Raw genomic sequence first — 12,975 nt, 5'->3', positions numbered from 1 at the left:
GGTGTTATCTGTACAGTATGTCCAGCGCAGCCTGATCACCGTTGCGCAGTAAAAACTCGACGGCCAGGAATCGAATTTCAGGGTCTTCGCTAGGATTGTCGGCGATTTTCCGCGCAAAGGCGACCAACGATTCCCCATCAAACGTCAACAACTTCTCTATTGCCGCGTGGCGTAACGGATCTTTTTTGGCCTGAGCCAGAGCAAACACGACATTCAGCGCATCCGGCTCGAAGACCGGCGTCAACCGCGCCAACACCGCCTGACGTAAGGATAAGGCCGTCGAACGGTCTGCTAACAGTTGCCCAGCAAGCCGACGGCTTTCGGCGTTCGAATCGGCGAGCAACAATACCGGGCAAAGCGCTTGAATTCGCATGTCGGAGTTGCCGCAAACCGATGCCAATGTCGCCGGCTTGCCGGCCATTGGAAACACCGCCGACAGCGCCTCTAGCAAGCGCGACGAATCTCCGGGCAAACCCTGCTCCATCCAGGCATCCACAGCCACTTCTCGCCAGTCCGAACTCTTCAAAATCGACTGGTACTCGTCGCGCGCCAGGTCGATTTTTCGCTTCAGAAGCTCGATGAGCGCCCATCGGCGAATCGACTCGTCCGGGTCGCGCCAGGCTTGTCGCAACAACTCGGTGTCGCGAGGGTTTTGAGTCGATAGCGCCGAGAAAGCCCTTGTGCGGATATCCGCTTCGGCGGCCCTGGTTTGAGCCACCAACCAAGCCGAACCCGCCGGGTCGGCCACATACCGCCAAATAGAAATCCAACGCGCGCGCAACGCGGTTTCAGTCGGCTTCGTTCGCCCGAAACTTTCTCGAACCAACGAATTGATTTCATCGGCATTAAATACCGCCGCTTCGTCGCCAAGCGCCAGCAAACATTCGAGCGTCGCCAACCGCTTGTCTTGCGCCAAGCCCGAGAAATCGCCACGTCCACCAATGTAATCCGACAATCTGCCGGCATTTTCCGTATCGCCCAATCGCTTCAAAGCTACGAACACATTGGCGACAACCTGTGATTCCTGCGTTTCATCGGTTAGTAGCTTAGCCAGTTTTGGACTAGCCTCGGTCTGCCTTATCAATCCCAAGGCGCGGACGAATTCCGCCCGGACAGAGGCATCACTGTCGCTCAAGCCGGCAAGCAAGGCATGCACACCCCGAAAGCGTTCAGCATTCGCCAAGGCCCGCGAGGCGGCGACGCGCACGCTCGGCTCGGCGTCCTCCAGCAGGCGAATCAAATACGGCACCGCCAAATACTTGCGGTAAACCACCGCCTCTTCTTCCTGAAAGAAATAGGCAAAGGTATCGGCGAGTGCGATTTTGACCTCGGCGCTCTCCCGCGAGAACGCCCTGAGCAGCCAGCGCACCGACGCTTCGTCCTCGAGACTTCGCAGGCCGGCGACCGCGGCGACCGCATTGGCTGGCTCGGAATCTTCCAGGGACTGGATCAGTAGGCCTAATCCCCGCCCATTGCCGGCCCGAGCCGCGATATCGATAGCCGCGCGTCGCACCGCTGGCTCCGGATCGCGCGCGCCGGCCGTCAATTCCGGCCAAATATCGGCTTCGGACTGGCGATGCTCTAGCAGGTGCAAATAGCGAATCCGCAGTTCCGGACGGTCGGCCCCCAATTTCAATCTCAGTTGCGGCCGCACCGGTGGACCGGATTGCGATCCGCCCAATGCGACGAGTTCGTCGCTCCCCTCGCGTATCAACCAATAACGATCGATAACGGTTGGATGCAGCGTCTGGCGAAGGCCGCTCGGCCACGCGATTTCCAATCTTTCGACCGCAGCGGTGTCTCCCAACCCAAACACCAAACGCTTGTCGCTATCGGACAAAAATCCTTCACCGCTAAGCACCGATTTGATTCGAACTCGTCCGGCCGCATACACACGGACGACCGCGCCGACTGCATCGCGGTTGGATTTTTCGCCGACCAATTTCAAGCCTAACCAATGCCGAGGCGGCGACTCGTTCGCTAAAAACTGGCCCAAATCGTTGTTATGACTGACGTAGACGTCGATATCCCCATCGTTGTCGAAGTCCGCAGCCACCGCGCCGCGCGCCGACTGAGCGTCTTTCAGAGCCAAACCCGCTTCGCTACCCGCGTCTACAAATTGACCGTTGCCGTCGTTTAGCCAAAGTTGTTTGGCTTGCCCTTGGCTGATTCGGGCGGTGTCGGGATCGGGCTCCAAATGTCCGGCGGCCAGAAGCAGGTCGTCAAACCCATCGTTATTGAAATCGTGAATCAACGGCGACCAACCGGACAGACTGAGATAGCGATTGGCGCCGATGCCGTTTTCCTTGGCCTTATCCTTAAAATGCTCGCTCCCATCCGCCGCCGTTTCCCGGATTAACGCAACCGTATTTTCACCGGCGGCGCTGGCCACCGCCAGATCGCCACGCCCATCGCCATCCAAGTCACCGGAGGCGATGCCGCGATTGCCCAACGCCGACCGCAAGCCCAAGGCTTGGCCTCCGGCTTCGAACCGCTCACCACTCCGGTTCAGATAAGCGCTGTTAGAGCCGGTGCCGCGATCGTTACTCACCAACAAATCCGGCCAACCATCGCTATCCAAATCTTGCCAGCTCACATCCAGGGTGCGGCCGTCGGCATCCCGAACTCCCGCAGCCTCGGCGATTTCCCGGAATTTAAAGCCGCCGTCATTCAAATACAGACGGTTGGGTAGCGCCGGATACAGACTAGCGTCGAACACGCCTTTTTTTTCGCCGACAAATTGGCTGTTGGCTTCGAAGGTTTTCTTACCTTTCTCGAAATCGACGAATTGGCCGACGTAGAGGTCCAACAGACCGTCGCGGTTAAAGTCGGCCGCCGCGGCCGACGTCGCCCACCCGTCGCCGGCAAACCCGGCATCGGCCGTCACGTCGACGAAACGCCCCGCGCCGCTATTGCGGTAGAGCAGGTTGCCGTCTTTGCCGGTCACCAATAAATCGGTGTTGCCATCGTTATCCAAATCAACCGCCAAACAGCCCATGCCCCAGATTGTCCTGACCAATCCGCTCTCTTCGGTGGCATTTCTAAAACGACCGCCTTCATTCAAAAAAAGCGCATTACCCTCGGCTTGTTGCCACCAATACGCTTTGCCGTAATAACGGGTTTGCCCGGAGCCGTTCACCAGAAACAAGTCCACATAGCCGTCGTTATTAAAATCCGCCGCGCACGCTCCCGAACCTAAAGACTCGTCGATGCCGGCCAGATGTTCGTCGCCTTGTTGATGGGAAAACATTAATCCCGACTCCCAGGTCCGATCGGCGAACGTCGCCGCCGACGGATGCGCCGCCTTGACCAACTTAGACGTCGGTATGGCCTCGGCCCGGAATGGAAAGCCATCCGGTATGTCGACCGGCGTCAAAAAGATCACCGCGCCTAGCAACGCCACCAATAAAACGGTACAAAATACATCGAGCGGCGTCAAAACTGAGCGGACTGGCATGGGGCAACTCTCGGTCGATGGAGATGGGGGTGAGGTTCAACGCTACTATCGCAACCGAATGAAACATCCTAAGAGCTCCGGCCGATAAAGACCGATAAAATCTAACCTAACCGGACCGAAAAAGAAATGAAGTTACTCACCCGTCCGCGGACGCTTGTACCAGAAGCGCCGACGAATAGACGATGGAATATCAAAAACGCTTGACGGCCGACTGAACCACTCGCCGGTTACCGAAACCCCAATACCAAGGGCTTATGCCATCCAATTTATCCGCGCCGATCTCCATTACGACTCTCCGCGATCTCAGCCAGCAATTCAATACCACGGGCCGTATCGAAGCGATCATCTTACGCCCGTTGCGCCGGGAACCGGCGCTATCGGTCGGCGAGGCCATCGCCGAACCGGGACGAGGCTTGCTCGGCGACCACCGCGCTACCCGCCGGCAGGCATCGAAGCGCGAATTGACGTTGTTCCAAGCCGAACACTTGCCTCTCGTTGCCAACTGGTGTGGTCTTGCGACATTGAACCCGATTCGCTTGCGGCGAAATCTGCTGGTGTCCGGCATAAATCTGATCGGAATGCGCTCACTGTTTCCGGGTGTCTGGTTGGAATGGGCGATAGGCGAGGAAGTTCGCATGCAAGTGACCGGTCCTTGCGATCCTTGTTCAAAGATAGCGGCCGAGTTGGGCATGGGGAGTTATAACGCGCTGCGAGGGCATGGCGGCGTCACGGCGCGGATCTTGACGGGCGGCAAAATTCGCGTCGGCGATTCGGTTAACTTGATCCAGGTGCGGACCGAATCGGCGAATCAATAAATTCGGCTAGACGTTCGCGCCCAACTACGTCAAGCTCGTTGCCGCTGTAAGGCTTGCGCGGTCTTGCCGAATAGTTGCAGTACCGGCCCGGCGCCGGCAATCGCAACCGCATCGACCAGACAATACCAAGCCGCGACGCCGCTGGGCGGATTACCTTGGGGCAAATGCGAGGCCGGGTCGATCTCGGCCCAAGCCCAGGTGCCCGCGCCGGTACCGACAATTTCCAGCCATGAGGTAATAAAGAACGCGCCGAGATAAACCATCGGCGAGCGACCTTTAAACAGATAAGCTAAAAACACCAAAAACAGCACTGCGCCGATGATGTCCAGCCGTACCAAGCCGCTCAGACCGACCGCCGCCCAACCGCCGCAAGCAGCGACCACCAACACGGCGATCCGACGAGCGTGGCGTTGAAACAATCCGGAGCGCCCCAAAGCCACGGCAGTCAAGTAGACCAGACCGTGCCCGGCCGGCACGTAAGCCGGTACGTTGCCGAAACGGTAGATGTAGCCCTTCATGTAGACCGACGCGAAATATTCGCCAATCACCGCAAACGTCACGGCGACCGCAACCTGGGTCCGCACGTATTTACATTCGCCGCGCAACCAGGCAAACAAAAACAGCCAGCCGAAAAACGCCAGTAGATATTGCATGAATTGCGGCGCGAAGCCATCGGTGGTCAGACAGATCGTGGTAGTCACGAACGTGAATGCGGCGATCTGGTAGTCGCGCGAGCGGTGTTCAGCCTGACAGTCGACCGACGGAAAATGAGGGAGCGAGAAAAAACTCATAGGCGATCAAACGAAAACGTAAGCCACGGCAATATAGCGCAGCACTTTACCGAAAAATATCGCGGTCAGCGAGGCCAAAAAGGATAACCTCAACCAGCCGGCGGCAAAACACAGGCCATCGCCAATTAAAGGCAACCAAGAAAGCAGCAAGGCCCAAGCCCCCCAGCGCCGGATCGTTTGCAACGATCTTTGCCGATCTTTGACCAGGGATTCAGCCGGGTATTTTTGCGCCCCCCACTGTCCTAGCCACCAGGTGGTCAGCGCCCCCAGGGTATTACCGACACTCGCGATCGCTACCAGCTCTAGCACCGAGTGGCCGTGCCGGCTTACCAAATAGGCCAGCACCGCTTCGGATCCGCCCGGCGCGACGGTCGAGGAGATAAAGGCGCTGGCGAATAAACCGATCAGGCCCCAGGATTCGAACGGCATGGTGTTTTGTCCCGCAAAAAAGCCCCTGAAACCGCAAGTTTCAGGGGCTTGATAAGTAACGAATTATTTATCGGGGAGCGGAATCGCTTTTTTGCCACCGACCAATTTGATCAATTTAGCGATAAACTCTATCGCGACACTCACTAAATGAGCGGCTTGCTCAATCAATGTCGCGACGATTTCGCCGGCCGACATGCCTTTAAAGCGCTTGACCAGCCAGGGGGCCAATACCAGACCGATTGCCAAGCCGATCACGGAGCCGCCGGAGATAAAGCCGGGCTCCGGAGCGGGCGCGGCGACTGGCGCGGCAGGCTGTGCCGGCGGCTGAGCGAGGGCAACCGGCGTCACAGGAGCGTCGACTTTAGGATCGTAAACCTTTCCGCTGTAATCGTCCGGAAACACCGCTGGCGTCACGCCGGGAATACTCGGCAAATCTTCACTGCCCTTGCCGACTTTCAACTGGCCCTTCATGCCTTTTTCCATATGCTGGGCAATGTCGCAATGCACCAGATAGGTTTTATCGCCGGGCGGCAAAATCAAAGTGCCGGACACTTTACCGGGACCACTGACCTCCAGGTGAAACATGCCTTTCGGGTACAAATACTTAGGCAGACCGTGCATCATCCATTGATGGCGAATTTGGTCCTCATTGATGAAGTGAACGGTGAGTTTGGTACAAGGCTCGAAGTGAAACTCCTGCTGATCGAACGCGTACATCGTTCCAGGAAATTTCTCCGAATACTTGTGCCCAGCCCGAACCGTAATTTCTTTGGTAGCGGCGATTTTTTCGCAGCCGCCGGGCAGTGTATCGGTGTTTTGTCCCATCACCATGGCGCCCTCCATGTCCATCAGATGCCCGTCGCCGTGATTCATCATCTGGTTGTGATCCTCGATCTCGACCGCGCGGGCCGAGGATAGCGAGAGTAGGCAGATTAACGGGGCTAGGAATGCGAGTTTGTTCTTTTCGAACATGGCGGGTTTACCTCTGAGGGGCGAATCTTAATACTGTCCATCTACTGTTCCGACGCGGGCATACACGTGTGTGTAATGCCCAAGCCATTCCGCCGCGTAGCACCGACGGAATGGCGGATACCGCAAGCCTTAAAACTCCTTGGCTTTACCCAACAATCCGTCGATTTGACGTTTGAAACCGGCGTTGGACAGATAAAGAATGTACAGACCGGCAAACAAAACCAAAGCGTACAACCCCATGCTACCTTTGCTAGTCGGTTGACCTGCTCCAGCCTTAAAGCCCATGTGTGCGTCCAAACGCTCGCCGTTATCTTGCAGCAGCGTGATATGAATCAGGTATTTGCCTTGCTCGGGCACGCCCTGCGGCAACGACAGAACGACGGTACCGGATTTGTGTTTCTCGGCGCCCTGGAAAAACACCCGTTTGCCTTCCGGCTCCTTGGTGACTTCGAATTCCACCGCCATACCGCGATAGCGTTGATCTTGATAGTCAAATACCAATTGAGTCAACGTAGCAGTATCGGGGATATTGCCGCAGAATTCTTCGGCGGGATAAGCTTGGGGCTGATAGGCTGTGTAGTGGATCCAGTGGTCTTTCTCCAGCTCGAATTTACATTGGTCCGTATCGGTACCGGCCGCGCCACCGTGCGCCCAAAGCGCGGAGGAAAAAAACAGACCCCACAATACCAACAAGCCTTTTCTAACTATGCGTGAGTTTCTCATATACACCCTTCCCGTGTTCTAATATCATTTTTTATTATGATTCATGCACTTATGCACGAATATCGTTAAAGCCGCCGTGCAAGAAATCCGCTCGAATCGGCCTTAAACCGGCGCTAACTCTAGCACATCACCCTATCCAAAGAAAGGCAATAGTTGGCGACCGGCTATGTTCAATTTTTTTTGTCAGCAATCAAAGACAATCTTTATAATGGGGTTATGAATTCTCTCCCAAACTGCGCCGATCTGTTCTGATCAGCTGAAAGAATCTCTCATCCTGTCTCACTAATATATGTCCAAACTAATCGAATCCGCCGAATGGAAAGCCGTCAAACAACACCACCAACAAATTGCCGGCAAATTTTGCATGAAGGATGCGTTCGACAAGGATAAACATCGCTTCGACAACTTCTCGGTGACCTTCAATGATTTACTGTTTGATTACTCCAAGAATCTCATCACCGAGGAAACGCTGCCGCTGTTGATTCAGCTTGCGGAACGCGCCAAGCTGAAGGAAAAAACCGAGGCGATGTTCTCCGGCTCCATCATTAATACCACGGAAAAACGCGCTGTCTTGCATACCGCGCTACGAAATCGCAGCAACACGCCGGTTTATTTTCGCGGCGAGGACGTCATGCCCGAAATCAACGCCGTGTTGTCGCGCATGCGGGTATTCACCGAACAAGTCCGTTCCGGCGCCTGGACCGGCTATACCGGCAAGGCGATTACCGACATCGTCAATATCGGCATTGGCGGCTCCGATTTGGGGCCGAAAATGGTCGATACCGCGCTAACTCCCTACGGTAAGGAGGGCTTGAAAGCCCACTTCGTTTCGAATGTCGACCAGACCGACATCGTCGAAACCCTGGCGCCGCTAAACCCGGAAACCACCCTGTTTTTGATTTCATCCAAAACCTTCACGACCCAGGAAACCATGACCAACGCACGTTCGGCGCGCAACTGGTTTCTCAAAACCGCGCGGGACCCCGGACACATGGCCAAACACTTCATTGCGATTTCCACCAACGAAGAAAAGGTCAAGGAATTCGGCATCGACCCGCGGAATATGTACGAATTCTGGGACTGGGTCGGCGGCCGCTATTCGCTGTGGTCGGTGATCGGCATGTCGGTCGCGTTGTACATCGGGATGGACAACTTCGAGGAGCTGTTGATGGGCGCGCACTTGGCCGACCAACATTTTCGTACCGCGCCCTATCAGCAAAATATCCCGGTCATCATGGGCCTACTTGGGATTTGGTATAACAACTTCTTCGAAGCCGAAACCTACGCAATCCTACCGTATGCGCAATCGCTAAAATACTTCGCCGACTATTTCCAGCAGGGCGACATGGAAAGCAACGGCAAGAGCGCGACGGTCAATGGCGACAAAGTCGATTACAACACCGGCCCCATCATCTGGGGCCAGCCCGGCACCAACGGTCAGCATGCGTTTTTTCAGTTGATCCACCAAGGCACCAAACTGATACCCGGCGACTTTTTGGCGGCGGCTCAGAGCCAGTACGATTTGCCGGATCATCACGACATCCTGATTTCCAATTTCCTGGCGCAGGCCGAAGCGCTAATGCGCGGCAAGACCGAAGCCGAAGTCCGTAACGACCTAAGTCACGAACCTAATCTGGACGACGCGCTGATTGCCTCGAAAATTTTCGAAGGCAATAAACCGTCCAATGCCTTTTTATTCAAAAAGCTGACGCCGAGAACGCTAGGGATGCTGATCGCGTTTTACGAACACAAAATCTTTGTGCAAGGCGTGATCTGGAACATCAATTCGTTCGACCAGATGGGCGTGGAACTCGGCAAAGTGCTGGCTCGCGCCATTCTTCCGCAATTGAAGAATGAGGATGTCATCGACGACCACGACTCTTCTACCAATGGTTTGATCAACGCTTACAAACGCTTACGGAAAGCTTGATACAAAAAGGCTCGCCAAACTGGCGAGCCTTAGATCCTCAACCGACGCCGCAATTTACCGATACCAATCGCGCAACCGATAGGGTTCGTTGCGGCAAGTCAACTGGTTGGCGCAACGCTACTCCAGAACCTCCGCCGTTCGTCGCCCGATGCCGAAGCTCTCCAACACCATCAAGCCAACGCCGACGCAGATCGCCGAATCCGCAATATTAAAGACGGGCCAGTGCCAATCCCGGTAAAAAACATCGAGAAAATCGATCACATAACCATAGGCCACTCGGTCTATGAGGTTGCCTATCGCGCCGCCCAACACCAGCGACAAGGCCCAGGCCATCATGGTTTCGTGCCGTTTCAGCCTGTACAGCCAAATGCCGATAATACCGCTCATCACTACCGCCAGTCCGGCGAACAGCCAGCGCTGCCATCCCCCGACCTGGGCCAGAAAACTGAACGCGGCGCCGGTATTGCGGGCGTAAGTCAAATTGAAATTCGGCAACAGCGGAATTGATTCGTAGAGCTGAAAGTGGGCGTCGATCGCCAGTTTGCTGGCCTGATCGAGCACCAACACCAATACGGAAACCCATAACCACTTAAGCATACAATCGCGTCTCGCCTACGCCCGCCACGTTCTCGACGCACCGGCCGCACAACTCCGGATGCTCCGGATGTTCGCCGATGTCGTAGCGCTGATGCCAGCAGCGCACGCATTTTTGTTGTTCGGAGACGCTGACCTTGACCTTCAAGCCGTCGATGTCGGTTGCGACCGCATCGTCCGGGCAGAATCGCATATCGGAAACGCCGGCGTTCGACGTAATGAAGATGAAGTGCAGCTCCTTGCCCAGCTTGTTCAATTCCGCGCCGTAGACCTCGTCGCAGTAAAGTTCGACTTCGGCATTCAACGACGCGCCAATCGCCCCGTCTTTACGCAGGGCTTCCAGTTCCTTGGAAACCGCCGCGCGCACCGCCATGACCTTCTCCCAAGTGTCGCGATTGATCGTGGCATCGGCCTCCAACGGGAACAGGCCTTGGTACCAGGTTTCCATAAATACCGATTCGCCTCGCTGGCCGGGAATGACAGACCAGATTTCGTCGGCGGTATAGCTGGTAATGGGTGCCAGCCAGCGTACCAACGCCTCCACCACGTGATACATCGCAGTTTGGCCGGAGCGGCGCGCCAGACAATCTTCCCTAGCGGTGTATTGCCTATCCTTGACGATGTCTAGATAGAAGCCACCCAAGTCTATGCTGCAAAAATTCAGCACTTTTTGATAGATCACCTGGAATTGGTAGCTGTCGTAAGCGGCCTTGATTTCTTCCTGCAACTGCCAGGCCTTGTCGACTACCCAACGGTCCAGCGCCAGCAAGTCATCCTTGGCGACCAGATGATGCGCGGGATCGAAGCCGTCCAGATTTGCCAGCAAAAAGCGCGCGGTATTGCGCAAGCGGCGATAGGCGTCGGAAGTGCGTTTCAAGATTTCGTCGGAGACCGACATTTCGTAGCGGTAGTCGGTACTGGCCACCCAAAGCCGCAACACGTCGGCGCCCAGCGATTTCATCACCGTTTGCGGCAGCACCACGTTGCCCTTGGATTTGGACATTTTCTTGCCTTCGGCATCGACCGTGAAGCCGTGGGTCAACACTTCCTTATACGGCGCGACGTCGTTCATCGCCACCGAGGCCATCAGCGACGACTGGAACCAACCGCGATGTTGGTCCGAGCCTTCCAGATACAAATCGGCCGGAAATTTCAGTTGCTCGCGGCGTTCCAACACGGCGGCGTGGGTCACGCCGGAGTCGAACCAGACATCCAACGTGTCAGCGACTTTTTCGTAGTCTTCCGCTTCGGCACCCAATAACTCAGCCGCATCCAGCTCGAACCAGGCATCAATGCCGTGTTGTTCGATACGCTGCGCGACTCGTTCGATCAATTCGGCACTGCGCGGATGCAGCTCGCCGCTTTCTTTATGCACAAAAAAGGCAATCGGCACACCCCAGGTGCGCTGGCGCGAGACGCACCAGTCCGGGCGATTCGAAATCATCGCCTCGATGCGTGCCTGGCCCCAATCCGGCACCCAATCGACGCGCTTGACTTCGTTCAATGCAGTGTCGCGCAGACCATTTTGGTTCATCGAAATAAACCATTGCGGCGTGGCGCGGAAGATGATCGGGGTTTTGTGCCGCCAGCAATGCGGGTAGCTGTGTAGCAAGGCATGGTGGTGCAACAGCTTTCCGCGTTCGCGCAACACGTCCAGTACTTTGTCGTTGGCACTGAATACGTGTAGGCCGGCGAATAACTCGGTACCGGGCAGAAACACGCCGTTACCGCCGACCGGATTATCGACCGGCAGGTCGTATTTCATGCCGACCACGTAGTCTTCCTGGCCGTGGCCGGGCGCGGTATGCACGGCGCCGGTACCGGCATCGGTGGTGACGTGTTCGCCGAGGATGATAGGCACTTGCCGGTCATAGAACGGATGCTCCAACAACAAGCCTTCCAGCGCGTTGCCCTTGCAGTAGCCGACGATGTGGTGCTCGCCGATACCGTAACGCAACACGGCGTCTTTCAACAAGGCCTCGGCCAATAGCAGCCGCTCGGTCTGGCCGTCGATCTCGCATTGCACCACGGCGTATTCCAGCTCCGGATTCAAGGCCACGGCCTGGTTGGCGGGCAAGGTCCACGGCGTGGTGGTCCAGATCACCACCGACAGCGGGCCTTTACCTTCGCGGTCGCCGGCGTGATGGCATTTTTCCATGAAGGCATGCTCGTCGACGACGGCAAAGCGCACATCGATCGCCGGCGAGTGCTTGTCCTCGTATTCGACTTCCGCCTCGGCGAGCGCCGAGCCGCAATCGGTACACCAGTGCACCGGCTTGAAACCCTTGCTGAGATGACCCTTGGCGGCGATGCGACCCAAGGCGCGGACGATGTCGGCCTCGAAGGCGAAATCCATCGTCAGATAGGGATTGTCCCAATCGCCCAATACCCCGAGACGAATGAACTCTTCTTTTTGAATGCCAACCTGTTTCTTGGCGTAAGCGCGGCATTCCTTGCGAAATTCGGCCGGCGAAACCTTGACGCCGGCCTTGCCGACCGACTTTTCAACCATCAATTCGATAGGCAAACCATGGCAGTCCCAACCCGGCACATAGGGTGCATCGAAACCGGCCAGGGTCTTCGATTTGACGATGATATCTTTCAGGACCTTATTGACGGCATGACCGATGTGGATCGCGCCGTTGGCGTAAGGGGGGCCGTCGTGCAACACGAACTTGGGCCGGCCGGCGCAAACCTCGCGAATTTTTTGATACAGCTGGTTTTCGTTCCACTGTTTCAGCATCTCCGGCTCGCGCTGGGCCAGATTGGCTTTCATCGCGAACTCGGTCTTGGGGAGGTTCAGGGTTTGTTTGTAGTCCATGCTCGTATCTGGATGGGCGAATCGACGCCGAGCGAGCGAAAAGCGCCGGTATCGATTAGCCTGATGAATTAAATGGCATAATTGAACGAGCGATTCTAGCATCATTAACTGACCGCTAGAAAGCGTGGACTGCGGTTATCCAGCCGAATGACGGCCGGAATCCGACGGGCGCTATCCGCTTGACGCGGATGTCAAAGAGAGAGTCGTGTCAGACCCTGTGTCGCAACCAGTACAGCCAGTAGACGCCCGCAATCAAGGCGCTGACGGCGACCGCGGTAAACGGATGGTCGTAATCCAAAAGGTTGGACATTCGCAATGCGGCGGAATCCCCCGTTATCGCGATGGCGGATTCGGCAAACTGCGCCACAATAAAGGCCATACCGAAATAAATCATGGTCCAAAAGTGAGTGCTTTTTGGCATAATGAACCCCCTTCTCGTTATT

General features: G+C 56.2%; 10 protein-coding genes. 2 read left to right on the top strand and 8 right to left on the bottom strand.

The annotated features are described in order from the left end of the window. Nucleotides 1-4: 4 nt before the first annotated feature. Nucleotides 5-3,457: an FG-GAP-like repeat-containing protein gene (locus ACQE3D_RS01735; RefSeq protein ID WP_313729269.1), complete on the bottom strand. Its 3,453-nt coding sequence runs from the start codon at nucleotides 3,455-3,457 to the stop codon at nucleotides 5-7. Nucleotides 3,458-3,711: 254 nt separating this feature from the next. On the opposite strand from ACQE3D_RS01735, the gene ACQE3D_RS01730 reads away from it, so the two are divergent. Beyond that, a complete protein-coding gene (locus ACQE3D_RS01730; protein ID WP_313729270.1) occupies nucleotides 3,712-4,272 on the top strand; it encodes an MOSC domain-containing protein in 561 nt (186 codons plus the stop codon). A gap of 29 nt (nucleotides 4,273-4,301) precedes the next feature. Here the strand turns inward: ACQE3D_RS01730 and ACQE3D_RS01725 are convergent, their stop codons facing one another. The 4 genes from ACQE3D_RS01725 to ACQE3D_RS01710 all read right to left on the bottom strand — a co-directional run bounded on the left by ACQE3D_RS01725 (nucleotide 4,302) and on the right by ACQE3D_RS01710 (nucleotide 7,187). Then, nucleotides 4,302-5,063: a hypothetical protein gene (locus ACQE3D_RS01725; protein WP_064029065.1), complete on the bottom strand. Its 762-nt coding sequence runs from the start codon at nucleotides 5,061-5,063 to the stop codon at nucleotides 4,302-4,304. 6 nt (nucleotides 5,064-5,069) lie between these two features. Beyond that, the gene (locus tag ACQE3D_RS01720) at nucleotides 5,070-5,492 is read right to left on the bottom strand and encodes a YqaA family protein (protein WP_064029063.1); all 423 of its coding nucleotides are present in this window, start codon (nucleotides 5,490-5,492) and stop codon (nucleotides 5,070-5,072) included. A 63-nt stretch (nucleotides 5,493-5,555) separates the two neighbouring features. After that, nucleotides 5,556-6,464 carry a cupredoxin domain-containing protein gene (locus tag ACQE3D_RS01715; protein ID WP_313729271.1) on the bottom strand — a complete coding sequence of 303 codons (909 nt, stop codon included), beginning with the start codon at nucleotides 6,462-6,464 and terminating at the stop codon, nucleotides 5,556-5,558. Between the two features lie 129 nt (nucleotides 6,465-6,593). Next, nucleotides 6,594-7,187, bottom strand: a complete 594-nt coding sequence (locus tag ACQE3D_RS01710; protein WP_064029060.1) for a hypothetical protein — start codon at nucleotides 7,185-7,187, stop codon at nucleotides 6,594-6,596. Nucleotides 7,188-7,476: 289 nt separating this feature from the next. On the opposite strand from ACQE3D_RS01710, the gene pgi reads away from it, so the two are divergent. Next, nucleotides 7,477-9,117 carry a glucose-6-phosphate isomerase gene (pgi, locus tag ACQE3D_RS01705; RefSeq protein ID WP_064029058.1) on the top strand — a complete coding sequence of 547 codons (1,641 nt, stop codon included), beginning with the start codon at nucleotides 7,477-7,479 and terminating at the stop codon, nucleotides 9,115-9,117. A 117-nt stretch (nucleotides 9,118-9,234) separates the two neighbouring features. Here pgi and lspA read toward each other — a convergent pair whose 3' ends face one another. The 3 genes from lspA to ACQE3D_RS01690 all read right to left on the bottom strand — a co-directional run bounded on the left by lspA (nucleotide 9,235) and on the right by ACQE3D_RS01690 (nucleotide 12,953). After that, entirely contained in the window at nucleotides 9,235-9,714 is a 480-nt protein-coding gene (gene lspA, locus ACQE3D_RS01700) for a signal peptidase II (RefSeq protein WP_071160292.1), read from the bottom strand. Further along, nucleotides 9,707-12,532 (bottom strand): isoleucine--tRNA ligase, encoded by a 2,826-nt coding sequence (gene ileS, locus ACQE3D_RS01695; RefSeq protein ID WP_313729272.1) that lies wholly within the window; start codon nucleotides 12,530-12,532, stop codon nucleotides 9,707-9,709. The genes lspA and ileS overlap by 8 nt, the downstream gene beginning before the upstream one ends. Before the next feature lie 208 nt (nucleotides 12,533-12,740). Beyond that, the gene (locus tag ACQE3D_RS01690; protein WP_139306337.1) at nucleotides 12,741-12,953 is read right to left on the bottom strand and encodes a hypothetical protein; all 213 of its coding nucleotides are present in this window, start codon (nucleotides 12,951-12,953) and stop codon (nucleotides 12,741-12,743) included. Between the last annotated feature and the right edge of the window lie 22 nt (nucleotides 12,954-12,975).

It is taken from the genome of Methylomonas sp. MS20 (assembly GCF_050275925.1).
Taxonomy (GTDB): Bacteria; Pseudomonadota; Gammaproteobacteria; order Methylococcales; family Methylomonadaceae; genus Methylomonas; species Methylomonas koyamae_A.
The sequence above is the reverse complement of the archived record's forward strand: the minus strand, read 5'-3'. Positions and strand labels throughout refer to the sequence as shown.

Excerpts from the sequence above, each read along its gene's own strand:
- pgi (WP_064029058.1), top strand. The coding sequence starts at position 7,477 with ATGTCCAAACTAATCGAATCCGCCGAATGGAAAGCCGTCAAACAACAC.
- ACQE3D_RS01720 (WP_064029063.1), bottom strand. The coding sequence starts at position 5,492 with ATGCCGTTCGAATCCTGGGGCCTGATCGGTTTATTCGCCAGCGCCTTT.
- ACQE3D_RS01730 (WP_313729270.1), top strand. The coding sequence starts at position 3,712 with ATGCCATCCAATTTATCCGCGCCGATCTCCATTACGACTCTCCGCGAT.
- ACQE3D_RS01725 (WP_064029065.1), bottom strand. The coding sequence starts at position 5,063 with ATGAGTTTTTTCTCGCTCCCTCATTTTCCGTCGGTCGACTGTCAGGCT.
- ACQE3D_RS01710 (WP_064029060.1), bottom strand. The coding sequence starts at position 7,187 with ATGAGAAACTCACGCATAGTTAGAAAAGGCTTGTTGGTATTGTGGGGT.
- lspA (WP_071160292.1), bottom strand. The coding sequence starts at position 9,714 with ATGCTTAAGTGGTTATGGGTTTCCGTATTGGTGTTGGTGCTCGATCAG.
- ACQE3D_RS01735 (WP_313729269.1), bottom strand. The coding sequence starts at position 3,457 with ATGCCAGTCCGCTCAGTTTTGACGCCGCTCGATGTATTTTGTACCGTT.
- ileS (WP_313729272.1), bottom strand. The coding sequence starts at position 12,532 with ATGGACTACAAACAAACCCTGAACCTCCCCAAGACCGAGTTCGCGATG.
- ACQE3D_RS01715 (WP_313729271.1), bottom strand. The coding sequence starts at position 6,464 with ATGTTCGAAAAGAACAAACTCGCATTCCTAGCCCCGTTAATCTGCCTA.
- ACQE3D_RS01690 (WP_139306337.1), bottom strand. The coding sequence starts at position 12,953 with ATGCCAAAAAGCACTCACTTTTGGACCATGATTTATTTCGGTATGGCC.